The sequence below is a fragment of the Amycolatopsis circi genome (assembly GCF_003385235.1).
Taxonomy (GTDB): Bacteria; Actinomycetota; Actinomycetes; order Mycobacteriales; family Pseudonocardiaceae; genus Amycolatopsis; species Amycolatopsis circi.
Genome location: NZ_PQIA01000094.1, coordinates 1 through 21,677, shown reverse-complemented (window position 1 = coordinate 21,677; position 21,677 = coordinate 1). Strand labels below are relative to the sequence as shown.

The 21,677-nt window shown below is 68.3% G+C and carries 20 protein-coding genes; 11 read left to right on the top strand and 9 right to left on the bottom strand.

All coding sequences use genetic code 11. The features are described 5' to 3' along the window. Nucleotides 1-86: 86 nt before the first annotated feature. Nucleotides 87-566 (top strand): hypothetical protein, encoded by a 480-nt coding sequence (locus D0D37_RS31520; protein ID WP_116204239.1) that lies wholly within the window; start codon nucleotides 87-89, stop codon nucleotides 564-566. Between the two features lie 352 nt (nucleotides 567-918). Here D0D37_RS31520 and D0D37_RS31515 read toward each other — a convergent pair whose 3' ends face one another. Then, nucleotides 919-1,782, bottom strand: coding sequence for a glycosyltransferase family 2 protein (locus D0D37_RS31515; RefSeq protein ID WP_208720240.1), 864 nt, complete (start codon nucleotides 1,780-1,782; stop codon nucleotides 919-921). Nucleotides 1,783-1,852: 70 nt separating this feature from the next. After that, complete coding sequence (locus D0D37_RS31510) at nucleotides 1,853-2,488, bottom strand: TetR/AcrR family transcriptional regulator (RefSeq protein WP_116204257.1); 636 nt, start codon at nucleotides 2,486-2,488, stop codon at nucleotides 1,853-1,855. A 134-nt stretch (nucleotides 2,489-2,622) separates the two neighbouring features. Here D0D37_RS31510 and D0D37_RS31505 point away from each other — a divergent pair, with 134 nt between their 5' ends. The 3 genes from D0D37_RS31505 to D0D37_RS31495 are packed head-to-tail and all read left to right on the top strand — an operon-like array spanning nucleotide 2,623 to nucleotide 4,620. Beyond that, nucleotides 2,623-3,243, top strand: a complete 621-nt coding sequence (locus tag D0D37_RS31505) for an SRPBCC family protein (RefSeq protein WP_116204238.1) — start codon at nucleotides 2,623-2,625, stop codon at nucleotides 3,241-3,243. A 26-nt stretch (nucleotides 3,244-3,269) separates the two neighbouring features. Next, nucleotides 3,270-3,599, top strand: a complete 330-nt coding sequence (locus tag D0D37_RS31500) for a hypothetical protein (RefSeq protein ID WP_208720239.1) — start codon at nucleotides 3,270-3,272, stop codon at nucleotides 3,597-3,599. Nucleotides 3,600-3,645: 46 nt separating this feature from the next. Next, complete coding sequence (locus D0D37_RS31495) at nucleotides 3,646-4,620, top strand: amidohydrolase family protein (RefSeq protein ID WP_116204237.1); 975 nt, start codon at nucleotides 3,646-3,648, stop codon at nucleotides 4,618-4,620. On the opposite strand, the gene D0D37_RS31490 is transcribed toward D0D37_RS31495, so the two are convergent. Both D0D37_RS31490 and D0D37_RS31485 read right to left on the bottom strand, forming a co-directional pair. Continuing rightward, complete coding sequence (locus D0D37_RS31490) at nucleotides 4,617-5,747, bottom strand: glycosyltransferase family 4 protein (RefSeq protein ID WP_116204236.1); 1,131 nt, start codon at nucleotides 5,745-5,747, stop codon at nucleotides 4,617-4,619. The two genes, D0D37_RS31495 and D0D37_RS31490, sit on opposite strands and share 4 nt — an antisense overlap. 267 nt (nucleotides 5,748-6,014) lie before the next feature. Next, nucleotides 6,015-7,100 (bottom strand): glycosyltransferase family 4 protein, encoded by a 1,086-nt coding sequence (locus D0D37_RS31485; protein ID WP_116204235.1) that lies wholly within the window; start codon nucleotides 7,098-7,100, stop codon nucleotides 6,015-6,017. A gap of 18 nt (nucleotides 7,101-7,118) precedes the next feature. Between D0D37_RS31485 and D0D37_RS31480 the strand changes: the two genes are divergently transcribed. Genes D0D37_RS31480 through D0D37_RS31470 form a run of 3 tightly spaced genes read left to right on the top strand, consistent with a single transcriptional unit; the run spans nucleotide 7,119 to nucleotide 11,671 of the window. After that, nucleotides 7,119-8,048 carry a glycosyltransferase family 2 protein gene (locus D0D37_RS31480; protein WP_116204234.1) on the top strand — a complete coding sequence of 310 codons (930 nt, stop codon included), beginning with the start codon at nucleotides 7,119-7,121 and terminating at the stop codon, nucleotides 8,046-8,048. Between the two features lie 31 nt (nucleotides 8,049-8,079). Next, on the top strand, nucleotides 8,080-10,593 hold the full coding sequence (locus tag D0D37_RS31475; protein ID WP_116204233.1) for a glycosyltransferase: 2,514 nt from the start codon (nucleotides 8,080-8,082) through the stop codon (nucleotides 10,591-10,593). Then, on the top strand, nucleotides 10,586-11,671 hold the full coding sequence (locus tag D0D37_RS31470) for a glycosyltransferase family 4 protein (protein WP_116204232.1): 1,086 nt from the start codon (nucleotides 10,586-10,588) through the stop codon (nucleotides 11,669-11,671). The genes D0D37_RS31475 and D0D37_RS31470 overlap by 8 nt, the downstream gene beginning before the upstream one ends. A 387-nt stretch (nucleotides 11,672-12,058) precedes the next feature. On the opposite strand, the gene rfbD is transcribed toward D0D37_RS31470, so the two are convergent. Further along, nucleotides 12,059-12,943, bottom strand: a complete 885-nt coding sequence (rfbD, locus tag D0D37_RS31465) for a dTDP-4-dehydrorhamnose reductase (protein WP_116204231.1) — start codon at nucleotides 12,941-12,943, stop codon at nucleotides 12,059-12,061. 28 nt (nucleotides 12,944-12,971) lie between these two features. Further along, nucleotides 12,972-13,964 carry a dTDP-glucose 4,6-dehydratase gene (rfbB, locus tag D0D37_RS31460; protein ID WP_116204230.1) on the bottom strand — a complete coding sequence of 331 codons (993 nt, stop codon included), beginning with the start codon at nucleotides 13,962-13,964 and terminating at the stop codon, nucleotides 12,972-12,974. A 117-nt stretch (nucleotides 13,965-14,081) separates the two neighbouring features. Here rfbB and D0D37_RS31455 point away from each other — a divergent pair, with 117 nt between their 5' ends. From D0D37_RS31455 to D0D37_RS31445, 3 genes are all read left to right on the top strand, one after another. Further along, on the top strand, nucleotides 14,082-15,620 hold the full coding sequence (locus tag D0D37_RS31455; RefSeq protein ID WP_116204229.1) for an LCP family protein: 1,539 nt from the start codon (nucleotides 14,082-14,084) through the stop codon (nucleotides 15,618-15,620). A gap of 64 nt (nucleotides 15,621-15,684) precedes the next feature. After that, nucleotides 15,685-17,172, top strand: a complete 1,488-nt coding sequence (locus tag D0D37_RS31450) for an LCP family protein (RefSeq protein ID WP_244223739.1) — start codon at nucleotides 15,685-15,687, stop codon at nucleotides 17,170-17,172. A 22-nt stretch (nucleotides 17,173-17,194) separates the two neighbouring features. After that, nucleotides 17,195-17,899 carry a TIGR03089 family protein gene (locus tag D0D37_RS31445; protein ID WP_116204228.1) on the top strand — a complete coding sequence of 235 codons (705 nt, stop codon included), beginning with the start codon at nucleotides 17,195-17,197 and terminating at the stop codon, nucleotides 17,897-17,899. A gap of 43 nt (nucleotides 17,900-17,942) precedes the next feature. On the opposite strand, the gene D0D37_RS31440 is transcribed toward D0D37_RS31445, so the two are convergent. Next, nucleotides 17,943-18,371 (bottom strand): DoxX family protein, encoded by a 429-nt coding sequence (locus D0D37_RS31440; protein WP_116204227.1) that lies wholly within the window; start codon nucleotides 18,369-18,371, stop codon nucleotides 17,943-17,945. A 287-nt stretch (nucleotides 18,372-18,658) separates the two neighbouring features. Between D0D37_RS31440 and D0D37_RS31435 the strand changes: the two genes are divergently transcribed. Continuing rightward, on the top strand, nucleotides 18,659-20,563 hold the full coding sequence (locus tag D0D37_RS31435) for an elongation factor G (protein WP_116204226.1): 1,905 nt from the start codon (nucleotides 18,659-18,661) through the stop codon (nucleotides 20,561-20,563). Here D0D37_RS31435 and D0D37_RS31430 read toward each other — a convergent pair. Both D0D37_RS31430 and D0D37_RS31425 read right to left on the bottom strand, forming a co-directional pair. Continuing rightward, complete coding sequence (locus D0D37_RS31430; protein ID WP_116204225.1) at nucleotides 20,499-20,921, bottom strand: hypothetical protein; 423 nt, start codon at nucleotides 20,919-20,921, stop codon at nucleotides 20,499-20,501. The genes D0D37_RS31435 and D0D37_RS31430 overlap by 65 nt on opposite strands. Nucleotides 20,922-21,005: 84 nt before the next feature. Beyond that, nucleotides 21,006-21,677 (bottom strand): esterase/lipase family protein (locus D0D37_RS31425; RefSeq protein ID WP_116204224.1); only part of this gene is annotated, 672 nt, incomplete at its 5' end.

The window sequence follows — 21,677 nt, the reverse complement described above, 5'->3', positions numbered from 1 at the left end:
CGGCGCGGGCCCCGAGGGCCTACCCTAGACAGGAAACAGGCGGGCCTTTCCCCAGAGGCCCCGGGTCAGTCGGGAGGCCGAGGGGAATGGACCCCCGCGATCGCGCGGACGCTTTGCTCGCACGCGCACGATCCCGCGGCGCCTTCGTGGTGACGCCGGACAACATGACGTCTCCGATGGATTCCTCCAGCACCCAGCAGATCTCCCGCGCGGTGGTCTCCGGGCTGGACCCCGACACCACGACGCAATTGCCCGCGTCGCTGATCGAAGAGAACGACCATCCGCTGGCAGGCGGCTCGCGAACCCAGCCGTCGCCGCATCCGCTGGCCCAGCCGACGCCGACGCGGCCGCTCGAAGTCCCGGGCCCGCAGAACACCTTGCCGCAGCCGACGGTGCCGAGCCCGGCCGGTCCGCAGACGACGACGCCGCTGGTCCCGCGCCCGCAGGCGAAGCCGGTGGCGAGCCCGCTGAAGGAACCGGCCGAGGAGGAAATGACCGGCCTGGTCCCGACGGTCAAGCAGAACAGCGGACGGTCCAATCTGTCCCGGCGGCTCGACGGGCTGTGATCTTCGCGGGGTCTGCCTCGGCCCGGGTTGCCCGGATTGCCCAGGCAGACTTCCCGTGCGGGAGATCGCACCGCCCGCGAGCGATCTTTACGACCGCAAAGTGTTGCGGCCGCTGAGCATCCGGACGCTCCCGAAGGCACGCCGATTGCCCTGCCGTCCTTTGCGGACCTCAGCCCAATACCTGGAACTCAAGGCCGTGCTAATTACGCGCTCAAGGTGCGTCAGCCCAGGTCGCCCGGGGCGGGTTTGCTGTCCGTGAGGGGAACCCTGAGGGACTCAGATTCCCTCAGGGTTCCCCTCACGGACCTACAGGCACGGGCTCTGCCCGGGTTGAGTTCCCGGTTGCGGACCCTCAGCCCTTGCGGGTCTCCAGCTTCACCCGCAACGCCAGCCCGAGCTTCACCGCCGCCAGCACCGGCTTCCACAGCAGACCCTGGTGCCGGTCGGCGAGGTAGCGGTAGGCGCTCGCGTGGTGGGCGCGAAGCATCTTCGCCGACGCGCGCGCGGTCGAGTGGCCGCCGATGTGCATCACGCTCGACGACGGGGCATAGACGTTCTGCCAGCCCGCCTTCGCGAGCCGGTCGCCGAGGTCGACGTCCTCGAAGTACATGAAGTAGCGGGTGTCGAAGCCGCCGACGGAATCGAACGCTTCGCGCCGGAAGAGCTGGCAGGAGCCGGACAGCCAGCCGGACGTGCGCTCGGTCGGCGCGGCGTTTTCCTGGCGGTATTCGCGGGTCCACGGGTTGCCCGGCCAAACTTTGCCGAACACCGCGTGCCCGATCCCGCGTCCGAACGACGGCAGCAGCCGCGCGGACGGGTAGACGGTCCCGTCGAGGTCGTGGATCAGCGGCCCGAACGCGGCTCCGCGCGGCCAGCGCCCGGCGACCTCGATCAGCGCGTCGAGCGAACCCGGCTCCCATTCGAGGTCCGGATTGACCACGACGACCCAGCCGTAGCTGTCGTCGAGCGCCGCGACGCCGCGGTTGGCGGCCGTCCCGTAGCCGACGTTCTCGCCGATGCTGACGAGCGTCACGTTCTCGCGTTCGGCGGCCTTCTCCGGAGCGCCGTCGGTGGACGCGTTGTCGGCGACGACGACGTGGACCTCGCGGTCGGTCGCCTTGTCGAGCGTGTCGAGGAACTTCTCGAGCGTTTCGCCGGGGAAGTAGGTCACGGTCACGACGCCGACGCGGTCACCATACGTGCGCTGCTCAGTCACCGGGCCATTGTCCACTGCTCACGGACGGCTACGTCAGCCCACCGACCCGATCACCCGCGGTCACTGCCGTTCACGCTTTCAGCTCGGCCAGCTCGTCGTCGATCAGCAGGGCCGGGTCGAACTTCATCCCGGTGAAGTGGCCGGCCAGTTCGAGCGACAGCACCCCGTGCAGCCGGGTCCAGAACGACAGCGCGCGCCGCACCGCGCCGGTTCCGACGGTGTCGCTGTCCACCCACTCGCGGTGCGTTTCGAGGTGCACGTGGAACGTCGTCGCCGACTCCGGTTCGCCTAGCGCCGAGTTCGCCTCGATCAGGACTTCCATGACCTCGTTGGAGATGGCCGTCGTGTCCGGCGGCGCGTGGTAGCCGGGCACCGGCGTGCCGTAGATGAGGAAGTAGCGCTGCGGGTCGGCCTTGGCCCAGTCCCGGATGACGTGCGCCAGTGCCAGCAGGTCCGCCCCGGAATCCGCCGCCGCGCGGACGGTGTCGGCGAGGCTCCGGAACGCGTCCCGGATCAGCGCGGTGATCAACTCGTCGCGACCGCGGTAGTACCGGTACAGCGCGGGCACGGTCATGCTCATCTGCTTGGCGATCGCGGTCAGCGACAGCGCTGGCAGCCCCGCCTCGGCGATCTGGTTCCGAGCGTGCTGCTTGATCTCGCCGCGCACCTGCTCGCGGTAGCGCTCCCGCGGTGCCTGTTCGGTCATCGGCCGTTCCCCTTCGCTCATCCCCGCCCAGTGTAGTTAAGCCCCTTCACTTCCGCTATTGACGTTCACGACGGCGTACCAGTAGGGTCTTAACCAGAGTTAGTGCTATTAACTATCAATAAGGGGACTTACCGATGTCGCACTCCACACTCCGCCGCTTTCGCGCCGCCCTTCTCGCGCTTCCGATCGCCGCCGGACTGCTCGGCGCCGCGCCCGCCCAAGCCGCCACCTCGCACCCGGGTTCCCTGACCTGCCAAGGCAAAGGCATCGACCCGGCCGCCCAGCTCCACCACCGTGCGGAGACCTTCGTCAAGGCCCCGCTGAGCACCGTGTGGCGGCTGCACACCGACGTCGAAAGCTGGCCGTACTGGCAGAAGCCGGTCACGAGCATGAAGCGCCTCGACCCGGGCAGGCTGCACCCCGGTTCGCAGTTCCGCTGGACCACGCCCGCCCCGGCCACGCCGTCGACGCCGCCCACCACGCTGGTCATCACGTCGACTGTCCACCAGGTCAAGCCCGGCCAGTGCATCCGCTGGTCCGGCCCCGCCATCGGCCAGGGCCTGCGGATCGACAAGGGAACGCACGTCTGGAACTTCGTCCCGGTGCGCGGCGGAGTCCTCGTCCGCACCGAAGAAAGCTGGACCGGCAAGCAAATCGAGGCCGACCCGGCCACCGCGATCAAGTACCTGGCACCGGGACTGGACCTCTGGCTCGCCGATCTGAAGACCGCTGCCGAAGCCCGCTGCCACCACTGAACACCGGCCCCCGAAGGAGAATCCTCATGACCGCCTCCCGTGCCTCGCTGCCCATCCTGATCACCGCGTGGTCCGTCCCCGCCCTCGTCCTCGGGCAGTTCGCGTTGCTCTCCGGTATCCCGCTGATCGCGCTCGTCGTCTCCAGCCTGCGCGATTCCCAGCCACGCGCCCTGCGCTGGTGGTCCGCCGGATTGGCCGCGGTCTATCTCGGAGTCCTCGGGCTCTGGGCGTCAAGTCCGGAAAGCGCGCCCAGTTTGTCCAAATCCATGAATCCGGCGGTCACCGCATTCTTCGTCGCGAGCGGAGTCGCGGTCGCTATCGCACACCACGTGCGCAAAACGACCAAGGCCGCTTAACGGAAAACTGGTAATCTCGAAATCACCAGCCAGCACGAGGAGGCCGATGAAAACCGTCGCGATCGAGGAGCATTGGACCACCCCCGGCATCGACCGGATGCTGCGCACCGAATCCGGCGACCCGAGCATCGCGCACAACGACCGGGGCGACCTCCCGGAACGCCTGCTCGACATCGGCGACCAGCGCGTGGCGTGGATGGACGAGGCGGGCATCGACGTCCAAGTGCTCTCGATCGCGCCGCCGGGAACGCACGGATGCCCGCCGCCGCAAGGCATCGAGTTGAGCCGCGAGGCGAACGACCTCGTCAGCGAGGCGGTCGCGAAGCACCCCGGTCGCTTCCGCGCCATGACCACGTTGCCGATGTCCGATCCGGACGCTGCGCTCGCCGAACTGCAGCGCACCGCGAAAGATCCGGCACACGTCGGGATCATGTCGTACGGCCGCAGCGGCGACCGTCCCCTCGACGATCCCGCCTACGACGAACTGCTCGGTGCGGCCGCCGCGCTCGGACGGCCGGTCTTCGTCCACCCGCAGATCCCGGTGGAGTCGGTTCGGCAGGCTTCCTACAGCGGCTTCGGCCCGGAACTCGACCTCGGGCTGGCCACGTACGGCCTCGGCTGGCACTACGAGGCCGGGCTCGCCGTCATCCGGCTGATCCTGCGCGGAACGTTCGACCGGCACCCGGATCTGCAAGTCGTCCTCGGGCACTGGGGCGAGGTGGTGCTGTTCGCACTCGACCGCATCGACAGCCTGTCGCACACGGCCACTCATCTCGAACGCCGTGTCTCCGAGTATTTCCGCACCAACATTCACCTGGCGACCAGCGGAATGCTCGTCCCGCGAATGCTGCGCAACGCGCTCGAATACACGACCGCCGAGCGAATCCTGCTGTCCGGCGATTACCCGTTCCATCGAATCCAAGCCGCGGCCGTCACGGAATTCCTGCAGAACTTGCCGAATCAGGAAGACCGGGAAAAGATCGCGCACGCCAACGCGGAAGCCCTTTACGGCCTCCGTTAACGATTGCGCAAATGCTGGTGCCAGGCTTTTCCGTAAGCCTCGCGGTGCCGATCCGCCGTTGTCGTCCACGAGAATTCCTTGGCGCGCCGCTGCGCCGCGGAGGCGAGCACTGAGCGACGCGACGGATCGGCCAGCAATTCCGTCAACGCCGCGGCGACATCGCCCGCACCGACGCCGCAGTACGCCACCGCGTCGCCGCCAACCTCTGGCAGGGAAAGGCGGCGCGTGGTCAGCACCGCGGCACCGCAGGCCATCGCTTCGAGAACCGGCAGGCCGAAGCCTTCGCCGAGACTCGGATACGCCACAAGTTCCGCTCCACCAAGGAATCCGGCGAGCGTGCCGAACGGCAGATAACCCGCGCGAATCACGCGAAGCCGGTGCGGCACCGCGTCCAGCGCGCGCTCCACCTGGGTGTCCCAACCGGGCTGCCCGGCGAGCACGAGCGCCGGGGCGTCGCGCTGCCCGGCGACCGCACGGGCGTAACCGCGGATCAGCGCGGGCACGTTTTTCCGCGGTTCGAGAGCCCCGAGGAACGCGACATACGGCGTCGCGCCGAGCCCGACCGCCTTCCGCGCCGCGGCGACCTCCTCCGGGGACGGCGGGTGAAATCTTTCGCTGTCGACGCCGTGGTGGATGATCTCCAACTCCGCCCGCCGCACAGGGCTCACCCGCGCCAGTTCTACCGCTGTCGCGTGACTGGGAACTACGCAGAGTGTCGCCCGGCGCAGCGCGGTAGACGTCCACGCGCGGAAGAACCGGGCTTTGACCGACGAGTGCAGGACGGCGTCGGTGAAGAACGTCGCGTCGTGCAGCGTGACCACCGAAGCGGCCCCGCTGCCGAGCGGCATCGTGTAGTGCGGCGAGTGCACGACGTCGGCGGCGAGCCGGCGCACGAGCCGCGGCAGAGTGGCTTGTTCCCAGGTCAGCCGAGCGGTGCGCGTCGAGGTCGCGGGCGACGCGGCGACGATCCGGGAGCCGGGCGCGAGCTGGCCGTACAGCGGCAGGTCGCGCGGCTGGCAGACCACCGTCAGCCGGGCCCCGTCCTGGTCGAGCGCGCCGACGAGCGAGTCCACGTATCGGCCGACCCCGCCCCGGTCCGCGGGCACCGCGGTCGCGTCGATCAGCACACGGGGATCACCGGTCACGAGTGCAGCGTACGGCGGTCACCCACCGCACAGGTCAGGAACCGGCAAACTCCCGCCGACTCCGGAAGCGGCCACCCTCGCCCACCTGCACTCACCCGTCTGGGTTCACCCGACCGTGTGACCTCGACAGTTCTGTCTGACTGTCAGCTCGACCACCGACGCCGAGCTTCGACAGCTCCGCCGCCTTGGCCCAGCCCGCCTCGTTCAGTCCGCGTCGGCTCGAAGCACCCCGCTCGCAGCCGCAACTCGTCAGCTCGGCCGCCGATGCGCCGCCCACACCGCCTCGGCCGCAGCCCGCCAGGTGAACGTCCGCGCCCGCTCGCGTCCGAGCTTCGACAGCTCCGCCGCCTTGTCCGGCGACAGCAGCACCTCTTTCAGCGCCCGCGCCAGCGCGTCGGCGTCGCCGCGCGGCACCACCAGCCCCGCCCCGCCGGACACCTCGACCAGCGCCGGGACATCCGTGTGCACCACCGGCACCCCGATCGCCATCGCTTCCAGCAGCGGCAGCCCGAAGCCCTCGGCGAGACTCGGCATCGCCAGCACGCTCGCACCGCGCATCGCCGTCGCCAGCTGCGCGTCGGTCACCTTCCCCAGCACCCGCACCGATTTCAGGCCGCGGTCGGCCGCGAGCCGCACCGGGTCGATCCCGCCCCAGCCGGGCTGTCCGGCGAGCACGAGGCCGACGTCGCCGACCTCGTCCGTGCCGTCGAGCTGCGCCACCGCGTCGACCAGCACGTCCATGCCCTTGCGCGGTTCTATCGTCCCGACCGCCAGCACGTAACGCGACGGCAGATCGAGCTTCGCGGACCCCTCCGGCACAGTCACGCCGTGCGGCACGACCCGCACCGGAACGTCCACGTCCAGCAGCACCGCCAGCTCGTCGGCGACCGCGCGGGTCGGCACGATCAGGCCGGACGACCGCCGTGCGGCCCGCGCGATCATCGACCGGTGCCAGCTGACCCCTCGCGCGGTCAGAGTCTCCGGATGCGTCCACGGCACGGTGTCATGCACAGTGACGGTCAGCGTTCGCCCAGCTGGGGGGCGTGGCGGCGCGAACGGGGTCGGCGCGTGCACTGCGTCACCGCCCGGCCACCAGCGCAGGCCCAGCTGCCACAGCGCGACCAGCGCCCTCGGCGGCAGCGGCAGCACGCGCGGCCCCTCGACCCCCTCGATCCGCGCCCCGGAGACGTCGGCGTGCCGCGCGACCACGCTGGACACGGTCCAGCCGGGCGGCGCGGTGCGGGCGAGCGCGGGCAGCAGTTCGGCGGTGTACCGGCCGGTGCCACCCGGAACGGGGGCGAGCAGTTGCTCGGCGATCACGACCAGTTCGGGCACGCCGCTATTCTCTCCCAGGTGACCAGCGCGGACTCCGGCACCACCGTCGTCGTGGTGACCTGGCGTGGGGCGGACCACCTCACCGCGTGCCTCGACGCGCTCGCCGCCCAGGACCGTCCACATCGGACACTCGTGGTGGACAACGCCTCAACCGACGGCACCGCAACGATTCTGGCCGCGCACCCCAGCCGTCCGGAGGTGCTTCGGCTGCGTCGGAACACCGGATACGCCGGTGCGATGGCGCACGCGCTCGGCCGGATCGACACCCCGCGCGTCGCCTGGCTCAACGACGACGCCGCTCCCGAACCGGACTGGCTCGCGGTCCTCGAAGACACCCTCGACAGCCAGCCGCTCGCCGCCGCCGTCACGTCCCGGCTCGAACTGCCCGACGGCAGCACCCAGTCCACCGGCGTCCGGCTTACCGCCGACGGCCACGGCGCCGACCTCACCGAACCCAGCGACGAGGTGTTTAGCTTCTGCGGCGGCGCCGCGCTGCTGCGCACCGAGGCCGTGCGCGCGGTCGGCGGCGTCCCGGCAAGCTTCTTCTGTTACTACGAGGACACCGACACCGCGTGGCGGCTGCGGCTGGCCGGCTGGCACGTCGCCGCCGCGCCGAAGGCACGCGTCCAGCACCTACACGGGGCCAGCACGAAGCCCGGTTCACCGCAATTTCACCGCTGGAACGAACGCAACCGTTTGCTCATGTTGCTGCGCTGCGCCCCTACTAAAGTCGCATTCCGCGAGTTGGCCCGTTTCGCCGCTATCACCGCTTTGCTGCCGCTGCGCCGGCACCGTCCGGACGCGGCGAATTTCGACCCGGCACTACGGTTGCGCGTGCTGGCGGAGATCGTTCTCCGGCTCCCCCGCACGCTGCGGGAGCGCGGTCGGGTGAGCCGGATCTCGGCGCTGGGCCGAGGCGCGATCTGGGAAGCCTGGGCTGGCCTTTAAGCTGGGCGGAAATTCGACGGAGGAGCTCGTCTTGGCAGTGGGGGACCCGCAACCGCTCGTCTCGGTGATCGTGGTGAATTATCGCGGCGCCGACGACACCATCACCTGCCTGCGGGCGCTGCGAGCCGACCTGGACTACGCGAATGTCGAGCTGATCTGCGTCGACAACGCTTCCGGCGGCGACGACGCGGCCCGCATCCGCGCCGCGGTGCCGGACATTCAGCTCATCGAATCGCCGGTCAACACCGGATTCGCCGGCGGTTGCAACCTCGGCGCGCAGCACGCGAACGGCACCGTCCTCGGCTTCCTCAACAACGACGCGCGCCCCGCTCCGGCGTGGGTCTCCGCGGCCATCGCCGAACTGCGCGCGCAGCCGACCGTCGCCGCGGTGGCGAGCAAGGTCCTCGACTGGGACGGCACCGGCACCGACTTCGTGGACGCGGGTCTGACCTGGTTCGGCATGGGCTACAAGCGCCACGCGGGCAGCCCGCTCGCGGAGGTGCCGGAGGCCGAGCACGACGTCGCCAAGGACGTCCTCTTCGGCACCGGCTCGGCGCTGTTCGTGCGCGCGTCAGTATTCGCTGAGCTTGGCGGTTTCGACGAGCGCTTCTTCATGTTCTACGAGGACGTCGACCTCGGCTGGCGCCTCAACCTGCGCGGCTGGCGCGTCCGCTATGTGCCGGAATCGCTCACCTACCACCGCCACCACGGCACCATGTCCGCCGTCGACGCACCCGACACCGGCCGTGAGACCTTCCTTCTGGAACGCAACGCACTGGCCGCGCTGTACAAGAACCTCTCCGACGAGTCCCTGGCCCGCGCGCTCCCCGCCGCACTCGCGCTGGCCGTCCGCCGGGCCACCGCGCGCGGCGGTATCGACCCGGAGCAGCTGAATCTGGAAAAGGGCGTCGGCCCGGTCGACACCTCCGAGGTCGCCATCCCGCGCACCACGCTCGCCGGAGTGCTGGCGGTAGACCGATTCGTCGAGATGATGCCTTCGCTGGCCGAGTCCCGGGCGATTGAGCAAGCCGCGCGCGTGCGCACCGACGCCGACCTGCTTCCCTTGCTGCGCAAGGCACTTGAGCCCGCTTACCCGCTGCCGGACTACCTGCGCGCGCACGAGATCCTGGTCGAAGCGTTCGGTATCAAGGACGTCTTCGGCCAGCGCCGCAAGATCCTCGTCTTGACCGGCGATTCGATCACCGAGCGGATGGCCGGTCCGGCGATCCGGGCGTGGAACATCGCCTCGACGCTCTCCGCCGAGCACGACGTGCACCTCATGACCACCAACCCGCTGGTCTCGCCTCCGCCCGCGGCCTTCCAGATCAGCTCGGGCAAGCACCGCGACCTCGACGCCCCGATCGAATGGGCGGACGTCGTGATCCTGCAGGGCCACGTCCTGGAACTGGCACCGTCGCTGAAGAAGCAGCACGAGAACAAGATCGTGGTCGCCGACGTCTACGACCCGATGCACCTCGAACTGCTGGAACAGGGCAAGGACGCCCCCGACGACAAACGCGCTCTCGACCTGGCCGGTGTCACCCGAGTCCTGGACGCCCAGCTCGAACGCGCCGATTTCTTCCTCTGCGCCTCAGAACGCCAGCGACACTTCTGGCTAGGCCACCTAGCCGCCCTCGGCCGCCTGTCCCCGCGCCTCTACGACGCCGACCCGACCACCCAGTCGCTGCTCGCCGTCGTGCCCTTCGGCCTCTCCCCGCAAGCCCCGGCTCGCACCGGCCCCGGCCTGCGTTCCGCCCTTGGCATCGGCGAATCCGACCGCGTAGTCCTGTGGGCAGGCGGCGTCTACAGCTGGTTCGACCCGCTGACCCTGATCCGCGCCTTCGACCTGCTCCGCCACCGCCGTGACGACGCCCGTCTCGTGTTCCTCGGCATGAAGCACCCGAACCCCGAGGTCGCCGAAATGGACATCGGCGCGCGGACGATGCGTCTCTCGGATTCGCTGGGCCTCACGGACAAGAACGTTTTCTTCAACGAACAATGGGTCCCGTATTCGGACCGCCAGAACTGGCTTCTCGACGCCGACTGCGGTGTCACCACCCATTACGAACACGTCGAAACCACTTTTGCTTTCCGCACCCGAGTTCTCGACTATCTGTGGGCCGGTTTGCCAATCGTGACGACCGACGGCGATGCCTTCGCCGACCTCGTCCGCACGGAGAACCTCGGCGTCGTAGTCCCCGCCGAAGACGCTGGCGCCTTGGCGGACGCACTGGAAAAGTCGTTGTACGACCGCGAATTCGCCGACGCCTGCGTCGAACGGATCCGGGTCGTCGCGCAGCGATACGCGTGGCCGGAGGCGCTGAAACCGCTGGTGGAGTTCTGCCGCAACCCGCGCCCCGCTGCCGACCGGTTGCCCGGCGGTGCCGACCTCACCGTCAGCGACCCGGTACGCGGCACTGCAATGGTACGGCGGGATTTGGCTCTGGTGCGCGAATACCTCGCAGCCGGCGGCCCAGGCGAGTTGGCCAAGCGAGCAGCGGGACGGGTCACGAAAGTGGCGCGGGAGCGGTTGCGCCGTGGCTGATCGTCCGCTGCGCGTCCTGCTAGACGGCACCCCTCTGCTCGGTTCCCGGACGGGCATTGGCCGGTACACGGCTGCATTGAGCGAAGAGCTGGCCTCAATGTCCGAAGTGGACCTTCGCGCCGTCGCGTTTACCTTGCGGGGCTGGCGGAAACTGCGACATGTGTTGCCGCACGGCGTACAGGCCCGAGGAATGCCGGTCTCCGCGCGACTTCTGCGAGCCACCTGGCTGCGCACCCAACTACCGCCGGTAGAACTGTTCGCCGGCCCCACAGACGTCGTACACGGCACGAACTTCGTCCTCCCCGGCCGCCTCCGTGCCGCTGGAGTTCTGACCATCCACGACTTGGCTTTCATCGACGCCCCGCAAGAACTGGCGCACTCCGACCGAACCCTGCCCGAACTGGTCCGACGCGGCGCACACCGAGCAAATGTCATCTGCACGCCGACCGAGGCCGTTGCGGACTCTGTCGCCGAGAAACTGGATGTTGACCGCTCCAAGATCATCGCCACCCCGCTAGGCGTAAACCCAGCCTGGTTCACCGCCCGACCGCCAGACGATGGGGTCCGAGCGAAGCTGCGCTTGCCAGAGAAGTACCTGCTGTTCGCCGGCGCCGCCGGACCGCGCAAGGGTTTGGACTGGCTAGCCGCCGCCCATGCCGCCGCACCGGACTTGCCGCCGCTGGTTTTCGCCGGTCCTGGGCCCTTCCCGAGGCTGCCGAGGTCCGGACAGACCGGTTATCTGTCCGATGTGGACCTTCGCACCGTGGTGGCTGGTGCTGCTGCCCTCGTTCTCCCGTCGCGAGATGAAGGCTTCGGCCTGCCAGTCCTGGAAGCGATGGCCTCGGATGTCCCCGTCGTCTGCACGGACATCCCCGCCTTGCGCGAGGTAGCGGGAGACTGCGCCACCTTGGTTCCGTATGACGACGTGGATGGCTTAGCGGAAGCGCTACGCCAAGCCGTAACCGACCCCCACGGCCTAGCGACGTCCACCGCCCGCAGAACTCATGCTGCCAGCTTCACTTGGCACAACACCGCTCTACGCACGCTAGATGCATATCGCCAGGCGATCGAAGCGTAAAACGGCATAAGAACCGCCGCCTAAACACACAAAGCCGGGTACCACCCAGACCCCTCCCGCAACCCCGATCCCCGCTTCGCACGCGGTCTGAGGTGCTTGTCAAGGTACTCTTTCCAGCCTTGACAAGCACCTCAGACCGTAGTGACAATTAAAGGATCGGGGCGGGGGTCCCTCAGTGCTTTCCCGGCTTCGCCGGGGTCCGGCGAAGCCGGGGGAAGAAACCGGCGAAGCCGGGAAAGAACACCCAGACAAAGGCACCCCGAGCCGTAATTGTGCTGACGGCCGGTGGGTGCTTGTCAAGGCGGGAAAGAGTACCTTGACAAGCACCCACCGACCGCAGGGCGGCTTCGTATCGGGGAGCAGGGAGGGGGCTGGCGCTTTTTCTTCTTAAGCGTTGATGTAGCTGTTTAAGGCCGCGCGCCAATCCCTCAGCGGAGTTAGTCTTGCGTCTCGCCAGGAAGCATTGGAGAGCAAAGAATAGGCGGGGCGAGCGGCCGGTCGGGGGAATTCCGCAGTAGTACAGGGCTTAACCCGGGCAGGGTCTGCCCCGATCTCCTCGAAGATCGCCCGGGCGAACCCGTACCAGGAAGTCTCCCCGCCGCCGGTGCAATGAAGGACCTTCCCCGCCGGTCCCCGACCAGCAGCGACCGCCTCAGCCAGCTCCCAAAGACCCCGAGCCAAATCGGCAGACCAGGTAGGTGCCCCGACCTGATCATCAACGACCGACAGCTGATCCCGCTCAGACTCCAACCGTCGAATGGTCTCTACGAAATTAGCGCCGGTCTTCCCATAAACCCAACTAGTCCGCACCACCCAAGCCGAAGCCCCCGAACCGAGAACCGCATCCTCCCCAGCAGCCTTGGTCCGTCCATAAGCATTCTGCGGCCCCAACGCGTCATCCACCTCGTAAGGCCGCTCACCATCCCCAGGAAAAACATAATCCGTAGAGACCTGAATCAACGGCACCCGCCTGGAAGTACAAGCCGCAGCCAACACCCGAGGTCCGTCGACATTCACCGCAAAAGCCCGAGCCTCGTCCGACTCCGCGGCATCAACCGCCGTATAAGCCGCAGCGTTGATCACCACCGGCACCGCTCCAGCAGCGGCGGCCCGTTCAGCCAGTTCGCCGACCGCCGCGATTACCTGGCCGGGGGCCGTGACATCCAGCTCCGCCGACGAAGGCGCGAGCACCTCTGTTTCCGAGCCTGCGGTGTTCACCAGGTCCCGGCCTAGCTGACCGGAACCGCCGGGCACGAGCACTGCCAGCCGCACCGGCGTACCTCCTACTGCGAAAAGGGTTTCAGGACGTGCCGAGCGCGGCGCGGGCCTTCAGCGGCTCCCACCACGAACGGTTGTCGGCATACCAGCGCACCGTCTCCGCCAAACCGTCCTCGAACGACACCCGCGGAGCGTAACCGAGTTCGCCGCTGATCTTCGCGATGTCGACCGAGTACCGCCGGTCGTGGCCCTTGCGGTCGGCCACCGGTTCGACCATTTCCCAGCCGACACCGACGGCTTCGAGCAGGCGTTCGGTCAGCTCCCGGTTGGTCAGCTCCGTGCCACCGCCGATGTTGTAGATCTCGCCCGCGCGACCGCCGTCGGCGACCAGCTGGATTCCGTGGCAGTGGTCGTCCACGTGCAGCCAGTCCCGGATGTTCAGGCCATCGCCGTACAGCGGGACCTTCTTGCCGTCCAGCAGGTTCGTCGCGAAAAGCGGGATGACCTTTTCCGGGAACTGGTGCGGACCGTAGTTGTTCGAGCACCGCGTGACGCACACCGGCAAACCGTGCGTGCGGAAGTACGAGCGGGCGATCAGATCCGACGACGCCTTCGAGGCCGAGTACGGCGAATTCGGCTCCAGTATGTGGTCTTCCGACCACGAACCGTCCTGGATGGACCCGTACACCTCGTCCGTCGAGACGTGCACGAACTTCCCGACCTGCGCTTCCAACGCGGCCTGCAGCAACGTCTGCGTGCCGAGCACGTTGGTCAGCACGAAGTCCGCCGAGCCGAGGATCGAGCGGTCCACATGGGACTCCGCGGCGAAGTGGACGACCAGGTCGACGCCGTGCATCAGCTCGGCGACCTGTGCGGTGTCGCAGATGTCGCCGCGCACGAAGCGCAGCCGCGGGCTGTCGGCGACCGGGGCGAGATTCGCCTCGCTGCCCGCGTAGGTGAGCTTGTCGAGCACCACGACCTCGGCGTCGGCCAAGGTCGGATACGCCCCCGACAACACCTGTCGCACGTAGTGCGAACCGATGAACCCGGCACCGCCCGTGACCAGGACCCGCATCCTCATCCACCCTTCCGCCCGACCGGGCATTCTCGTCCCCAGCCTACGGGTGGCTCACTCGCCTGTCGGTAGAGTTCGGCAAAGCGCTCAATGCGCGGGGCATCCTGGGGAGGAACAGTGGCCGAATGGCCGGGGACACCGCTGCCGGTGCACCGCGGTCGCGGCGTGGTCGTCGTGCTGCGGCGAAGCGGGAAGATCCTGCTGTCCGTCGTGTCCGTGGTCGTGCTGGCGCTGACCTGGTACGGCTGGCAGTTCATCGGCGACCCGCGGTCCGGATTCTCCACCACGGCGATCTTCGGCGAACAGCAGCCGCACGCGAAACCGCTCGACGGGGCCATCGACATCCTCCTGGTCGGCCAGGACAGCCGCACCGACGCGCAGGGCAACCCGCTGCCCCGCGAGGTGCTCGACATGCTGCACGCCGGCGAGTCCGACGGCGAAAAGCAGACCGACACGATGATTCTCGTGCACATCCCGCAGAACGGGGAGCACGCGATCGCCATCTCCTTCCCGCGCGACTCCTACGTCGAGATCACCGGCGGCTTCGGCAAGCACAAGCTGAACAGCGCGTACGTCTACGCCTACAACGACACCGCGAAGACGCTGCAGGCCAAGGGCAACACCGACCTCAAGGACGTCGACGAGAAAGCCAAGCTCGCCGGACGCAAGAACCTCGTCGCGACGCTCGAGAAGTTCATCGGCAAACCGGGCATGATCGACCGCTACGCCGAGGTGAACCTGGCCAGCTTCTACGAGGTCACGAAGGCCATCGGCGGCGTGCAGGTCTGCCTCAAGAACGCGGTCAAGGAAAAGAAGTCGGGCGTGGACCTGCCCGCCGGGAAGCAGACCATCGAGGGCGTGCAGGCGCTCGCGTTCGTCCGGCAGCGCTACGGCCTGCAGAACGGCGACCTCGACCGGATCGGGCGGCAGCAAGCGTTCCTGGCCGGCCTCGCCAGCAAGGTGCTCTCGTCCGACGTGCTGGCCAACCCGGTGCGGATCGCGCAGCTCATCGAGGCGGTGAAGAAGTCCGTGGTGCTGTCCGCGGGCTGGGACCTCTCCGAGTTCGTCGAGCAGATGCGCGGACTGACCGGCGGCAACGTCGAATTCCACACCATCCCCACCGAGGGCAACGCGGTGATGGGCGGTGCGGACGTGCTCCGCGTCGACCAGGCGAAGGTCCGCGCCGAGATCAGCCGGCTGACCTCCGACGGCAGCACGCCGCCTCCCAGCAACGCGCCGCTGCCCGGAGCCGGTCAGGTCACCGTCGAACTGTTCGACGGCTCCGGTTCGAGTGCCGCCGACCAGATGCACGGGCTGTTGCAGGACAAGGGTTTCCAGTTCGGCACGAGCACGAAGCTGTCCACCCGCGCGACGACCGTGCTGCGCTACCACCCCTCCGACGAGGCGGCCGCCGACCTGGTCCGCCAAGCCCTCGGCAACAACGCACAGGCCGAGCCGGACGCCGATGTCGCCGCCGGGCACGTCCGGGTGATCCTCGGCAAAGACGCGCGCGACACGGCCGGAGCGTCGGCCACTACGTCCTCGGCCCCGCCTGCCGCACCGCCTTCGTCGTCCTCCTCCGGACCGCCTTCGTCCGGACCTTCGAACTCACCCGCGCCGCTGATCACAGCGGGCGATGTGCCCTGCGTCAACTAGAGTCGAGCACCCAGCGTGGCGGCGCACCACGGGCCGTACGCTGGTGAGCGGGGAGGTAACCGGGGTGAGCGAAAACCAGGACAAACCGGACCGGACGGCGGATTCCGCCGACAGTCCGGCGGTTTCCGACGCCTCGGACCGGGCATCCGACGGAACGACGGAGCCGAAGCACGCCGCCGCTGAACCGGTCGCCGAACCGGTCGCCGAAGAGGCGACCGAGGACACCGCGGCCGAGGAAGCCGAGCCGGTTACCGAGGGTGCCGCCGGTGCCGAAGATGCCGCCAGCTCGGAAGCCGTCGCCAGCGCCGAAGGTGCCGCCGAGGAGGAAGGCGCTTCCGAGTGGAAGCCCTCCCCGCGCCCGCGCGTCGAACTGCCCCAGCCGTCGAACCCCGCGCCGCTGCCGGAATCGCGGCACCGCACCGGCCGGGTCACCCGGATCACCCGCCGCGTCGCGATCGGCCTGGTCTCCCTGGTCGCACTGGGCGCGACCGGCTACGCGTACGTCACCAAGGACAAGCTGCAGGAAAACGTCGCCACCACCGACGTCCTCACGCCGCGCGCGGGCGAGCCTCCGGCGCCGCCCGCCGACGACGGCGGCACGGACATCCTGCTCGTCGGCAGCGACGCGCGGACCGACCAGCAGGGCAACCCGCTGCCGTTGAGCATGCTGAAGTCGTTGCGCACCGAGGGCACGTCCGGCATCAACACCGACACCATCATCCTGGTGCGGATCCCGAAGAACGGCGGCAAAGCGTCCGCGATGTCGATCCCGCGCGACACCTGGGTCGACGTGCCCGGCCGCGGCAAGGCGAAGATCAACTCCGCGTACGGCGTCGCCAAGGCGCACGCGGCGGAGGAGGAACGCGCCCAAGGCGAGCGCGACCAGGCGAAGATCGCCCGCGATTCGGACGGGGCCGGCCGACGCGCGCTGGTCCAGACCGTGCAGGACCTCACCCAGGTCCGCATCGACCATTACGCCGAGGTCAACCTGCTCGGCTTCTATTTGCTCACCGAGGCCGTCGGCGGCGTGCAGGTGTGCCTCAACCACTCGACCTCGGACAAGGACTCCGGCGCGGACTTCCGCCGCGGCGTGCAGACCGTGACCGGCGGGGCGGCGCTGTCTTTCGTGCGCCAGCGCAAGAACCTGCCGAACGGCGACCTGGACCGGATCAAGCGGCAGCAGGCGTTCCTGTCGTCGGCGGTGCACAAGGTGCTGTCGGCGGGCACGCTCACCAATCCGGGCATGCTGAACAGCCTGATCGACGCGGTGCACCGGTCGATAGTGCTCGACGACAACCTCGACGTGCTCGAGTTCGCCCAGCAGGTCAAGGGCCTCGCGTCCGGCGACCTGACGTTCGCGACGATCCCGGTGATCACCACGAACGGCCGCAGCGAGGACGGGCAGAGCATCGTGGAGGTCGACCCGCCGACGGTGCAGAAGTTCGTCGCGGGCCTGGCCGGGCGGAACAGCTCCGGAGGCGGCGGCGCGGCGGCCGGGGCGGCGCCGCAGGGCCTGGACTCCGGAATCCCGGGCGTGCCCTGCGTCGACTGACGCCGCGACTAGCCTTGGGGACATGAGTCTCACCGAGCAGCTGCTGCGCCCGCTTCTGGCCTCGCCGGCGAAACCGCTGATCACACACTACGACGACCGGCTCGGCAGCCGGGTCGAGCTGTCCGTGGCGACGATGCAGAACTGGGCCGCGAAAACGGCGAACTGGCTGGTCGACGAGTTCGACGTCGAGCCGGGCGACGCTGTCGCGGTGCGGCTGCCCGCGCACTGGCAGACCGCGGGCGTGCTGCTCGGCGCGTGGTGGTGCGGGGCTCGTGTAGTCGCGGAGCCGGAGGGTGCTCGGGTCGTGTTCACCAGTCCGGACGAGGAGATCGACGCCCCGGCCGTCGCGGTGGTGTCGCTCGACCCGATGGGTCGCGGCCTGTCGACCCCGCCGTCCGGTGGAGCACTCGACTACCTCTCCGAGGCGCGGATGTCCGGCGACCAGTTCTTCCCGACGCAGCCGACGCCCGGCGACACTCCGGCGCTTGGTTCCTCCACTGTGGACGAAGTGTGGACGGAAGCCACTGCCCGCGCGGCAAAACTTGGCCTGACCGCAACAGACCGAGTGTTGTCCACAATAGACTGGACGGTGCCGGACGGCGTACTCGACGGCCTGCTCGTTCCGCTCGCCGCCAGCGCGCACCTGGTCCAGGTCACGAACGCCGACCCGGCGAAACTGTCCGCGCGCCGCGAGGCCGAACGCACCACCGCCGACCTGACCTCGTGAGTGCTGGTCACGGTTAGAACCGTGATCAGCACTCACGAGCCGCTCAGACGTTCTGCAGCTCCTTCGCCCCTTCGCGACGACGCCAGAACAGCACGTGGTCCAGCGACAGCCTGCCACCGTTGAACCCCAGCGCCAGCGCGGTGAGTCCGAGCACCAGCACCAGTTCGTAGCCGCCCTCGCCGGTGAGGCCGTGCGCCGCGTGGACCGAGATCAGCGCGCCGGCCATGTCGATCGCGTAGCCGATGGCGACCACCGGCAGCAGGAAGCCCACGACGAACGCGATCGAGCCGAGCAGTTCGAGCACGATCACGAGGAACGCGGAGACGGTCGGCAGCGGGATGCCGATCTGGCTGAACATGTCGGCGGTCGCGCCCACGCCGCTGTCCCATTTCTGCAGGCCGTGGGCGAAGAACACCACCGCGACGCCGATCCGGCCGAGCAGCAGCGCGACGTCCTTGACTCGAGTCAACATGGAGACAGCTCCCAGTAGGTGAAAATTCAACTGACCCGGCTCACGGTAGGACACTGAACACCGCCGCGGGGGTGTCAGCCAGTGATCGACAGGAAACCGACAGGCACCGAAAACTCGCTGTACACCGCTCGCGGCCCGGCGGTACCGTCCGAAGATCCGTGAGTGTGCCCTGCTCGCGGCCGAGTTTTCCTGTTTTCGTGTTTTCGACCTGAGAGGAGCCCCGATGCGCCGACAGTCCGATCGACCCCAGTTCGGCCTGTCTCCCGTATCTGAGGACCTCCGCACGCATGAAAGCACTGACCATCGGCATCCTGGCGCACATCGACGCAGGTAAAACCAGCCTCACCGAACGTCTGCTGTTCGAAACCGGCGTGATCGACCACGCCGGTCGCGTTGACGACGGCGACACCCAAACCGATTCGCTCGACCTCGAACGCCGGCGCGGCATCACCATCAAGTCCGCCGTCGTGGCGGTCAGCACGCCCGGCCACCGGCTCAGCCTCGTGGACACCCCCGGCCACCCGGATTTCATCGCCGAGGTCGAACGCGCCGTCGGCGTGCTCGACGGCGCGGTGCTGGTGGTGTCCGCGGTGGAAGGCGTGCAGGCCCAGACCCGCGTGCTGATGCGCACGCTCGTCCGGCTCGGCATTCCGGTGCTCGTGTTCGTGAACAAGATCGACCGCACCGGCGCCCGTGAAGACTCCTTGCTGGAATCCTTGCGTACCAAGCTTTCCCCGCAATGTGTCGCGATGAGCACGGTGACCGGAATCGGCACCGCGGACGCGCATCCCACGCCGCTGCCCTTCGACGAACGCCTGGCCGACGCGCTGGCCGGGGACGACGTTTTCCTTGAGTCCTATGTGACTGGTACAGCGTCCTCAATGGATTACCGAAAAGCGTTGGTGCGTCAGGTCGCCGCAGCCTCGGTGTACCCGGTCTTCTTCGGTTCGGCAGTCACTGGAGCTGGCGTCTCGGACCTCATCGCCGGGATCTACGAGCTACTGCCGTCCCGTGAACGCCGCGGAGACGGCCCGCTTGACGCCACCGTCTTCAAAATCGAACGCGGCCGTTCCGGCGAGAAAATCGCTTACGTACGAATGTTTTCTGGGTCGCTAGCCGCACGCCGACCAGTACCGTTCCGACGCCTGGGCACGGAAGGCGTCGGCCGCCCGTCCGCAGTGCGAGTGTTCGAACAGGGCGCGACCCCGGTGTCCGGCGAGGCGCTGGCCGGGGATGTCGCCCGTGTCTGGGGTCTGCCGGAGATCCAGATCGGCGACCGGCTGGGCGAAATCGCCGATCTCTCGCAGGATCGATTCTTCGCCCCGCCGAGCCTCGAAACGCTGGTCTGCCCGGCTGATCCAGACCAGACCAGTGCGTTGTACACCGCGCTGACCCGACTGTCCGAACAGGACCCGCTGATCAGCATTCGCCGACAGGATCAGGAAATCACCGTCCGCCTGTATGGCGAAGTGCAGAAGGAAGTAATCCGTACGACGCTCGCTGAGGAATTCGACATTGCCGCCGAATTCGAGGAATCGCGCCCGCTGCTGGTCGAGCGTCTATACGGGACTGGACGTCGTGTGCGCCGCCCCGCCCCAGACGAGCGCGTGTTCTTCTGGGCCACAGTCGGACTGCGCGTCGAACCCGGCCCACCTGGCTCCGGTACCGACTACCGACTGGAGGTAGAACTCGGTTCGCTGCCGCTGTCGTTCCACAAGGCCGTTGAGGACACCGTGTACGAGATCCTGCGCGAGGGCCTGCACGGCCGCGAAGTAATCGACAGCGTGGTCACCCTCACCGATACCGCGTTCTACCCGCCAGCCAGCACCGCCGGAGATTTCCGCGGCATGACCCGGTTAGTACTGCAGGAAGCCCTCCGCCAGGCCGGAACGCGGGTATACGAACCGGTCCATGCGTTCGAACTCGAAGCCCCGTCTTCCGCGGTCAGCGCGGTGCTACGCAAACTCGTCGAACTTCGCGCAGTACCCGGAGAGCCAGTGATTACCGGTGATCGGTGCACTGTGGACGGTCAGCTCCCGGCCGCCTCCACGCACGAACTGGAACAAGCCTTGCCCGCACTGACCCAAGGCGAAGGCACCCTGATCACCAGTTTCGCCGAATACCGGCTCAAGCCGGGTGGCGGCGGGCCGCGTCGAGTTCCGTCCAGCCCCCGTGGGCGGACAACAGCGTGAGGACGCGCTCCGCGAGGGCCGAAAACCGGCGCAGGTCCTCGTGGAGCGCCTTCGCCCGAGTGGAGTCGAGCGGGGCGTGGTCGTCCCACCACAGGCAGATGACCGCGCTCGCGCACAGCACCAGCGGCTGAACGATGTCCGAGAACTCCGCGGACGGCTCGGCCGTTTCCCGGCAGGTGTGCTCGATTTCGTCGCACGCGTCGAGCAGTTCGCGCAACGGGCCCACCGCGCCGGACGGAGTGCCGTCCCACGACGCGGTGGGCCACGCGCGGTCGCTCAGCTCGAGCCACAGCCGCCATCCGGCGACCAGCTCGGCCTCGTCGTGCGGCGTCCAGGTGTCGGGGAGCAGCCAGAACATGTCACCGACTGTGACATCGCGGCCGGAGTCCGCACAACCAAGTCGGCGAAAGTGTTCGCGTTTATACCCCGAGGCGGGGGTATCTCAGCTGATCACCGGGGGCACGAGCACACAGTTGGGCTTTTTCGCGTGCTGCGGGTCGAGCGCGTTGAGCACCTCGCGCTGCGCGATCGGGTCGTAGGTGATGCCGAGGTGGTCGGTGTAGTCGAGTCCGCAGACGTCTTGGAGGACGAGGTTCTTCACGTTGGGCGCGGGCTTGAGGAAGGCGTTGGCGTAGGGCGTGACAACGTCGTCATACCTGGTCTGGATGACGGTGTAGTCGATGCCCGGGACGGTGTCGCCGCCCGCGTTGAGGTCGGTGAGGAACGCGGAGCCGGTGGACTGTTCATTGCAAGCCGCGCAGGCGGCGCCGACGAGGTCGCGGGCAGGCGGGATCGCCTGGATGGCGGTGAGCAGACCGTACAGGCTGGTGCCGTAATTGGACGGAGACAGCCCGATCAGCTTGCCGATCTTGCTCGCGCCGCCGAGGTACTTGATCCAGTAGCGCGGATTCATGCCGCCCTGCGAATGCCCGACGACGTCCAGCTTCGCGGCCCCGGTGGCCTTCAAAATCTTGTCCCCGAAGGTCGCGAGCTGCCCCGCCGTCCTCCCCGCGAACACGCAGTACCCCGCGTTGGCGAGCTTCTGGGAAAGATTCGCCCAGTTCTCGTCCGCGTTGGCCGTGGTGCCATTGGACAGGAGCACCGGTTTCGGATG

Bases quoted from the DNA above. Each gene is read 5' to 3' on its own strand.
- D0D37_RS31520 (WP_116204239.1), top strand. From the start codon at position 87: ATGGACCCCCGCGATCGCGCGGACGCTTTGCTCGCACGCGCACGATCC.
- D0D37_RS31510 (WP_116204257.1), bottom strand. From the start codon at position 2,488: ATGACCGAACAGGCACCGCGGGAGCGCTACCGCGAGCAGGTGCGCGGC.
- D0D37_RS31505 (WP_116204238.1), top strand. From the start codon at position 2,623: ATGTCGCACTCCACACTCCGCCGCTTTCGCGCCGCCCTTCTCGCGCTT.
- D0D37_RS31500 (WP_208720239.1), top strand. From the start codon at position 3,270: ATGACCGCCTCCCGTGCCTCGCTGCCCATCCTGATCACCGCGTGGTCC.
- D0D37_RS31495 (WP_116204237.1), top strand. From the start codon at position 3,646: ATGAAAACCGTCGCGATCGAGGAGCATTGGACCACCCCCGGCATCGAC.
- rfbB (WP_116204230.1), bottom strand. From the start codon at position 13,964: ATGCGGGTCCTGGTCACGGGCGGTGCCGGGTTCATCGGTTCGCACTAC.
- D0D37_RS31445 (WP_116204228.1), top strand. From the start codon at position 17,195: ATGAGTCTCACCGAGCAGCTGCTGCGCCCGCTTCTGGCCTCGCCGGCG.
- D0D37_RS31440 (WP_116204227.1), bottom strand. From the start codon at position 18,371: ATGTTGACTCGAGTCAAGGACGTCGCGCTGCTGCTCGGCCGGATCGGC.
- D0D37_RS31435 (WP_116204226.1), top strand. From the start codon at position 18,659: ATGAAAGCACTGACCATCGGCATCCTGGCGCACATCGACGCAGGTAAA.
- D0D37_RS31430 (WP_116204225.1), bottom strand. From the start codon at position 20,921: ATGTTCTGGCTGCTCCCCGACACCTGGACGCCGCACGACGAGGCCGAG.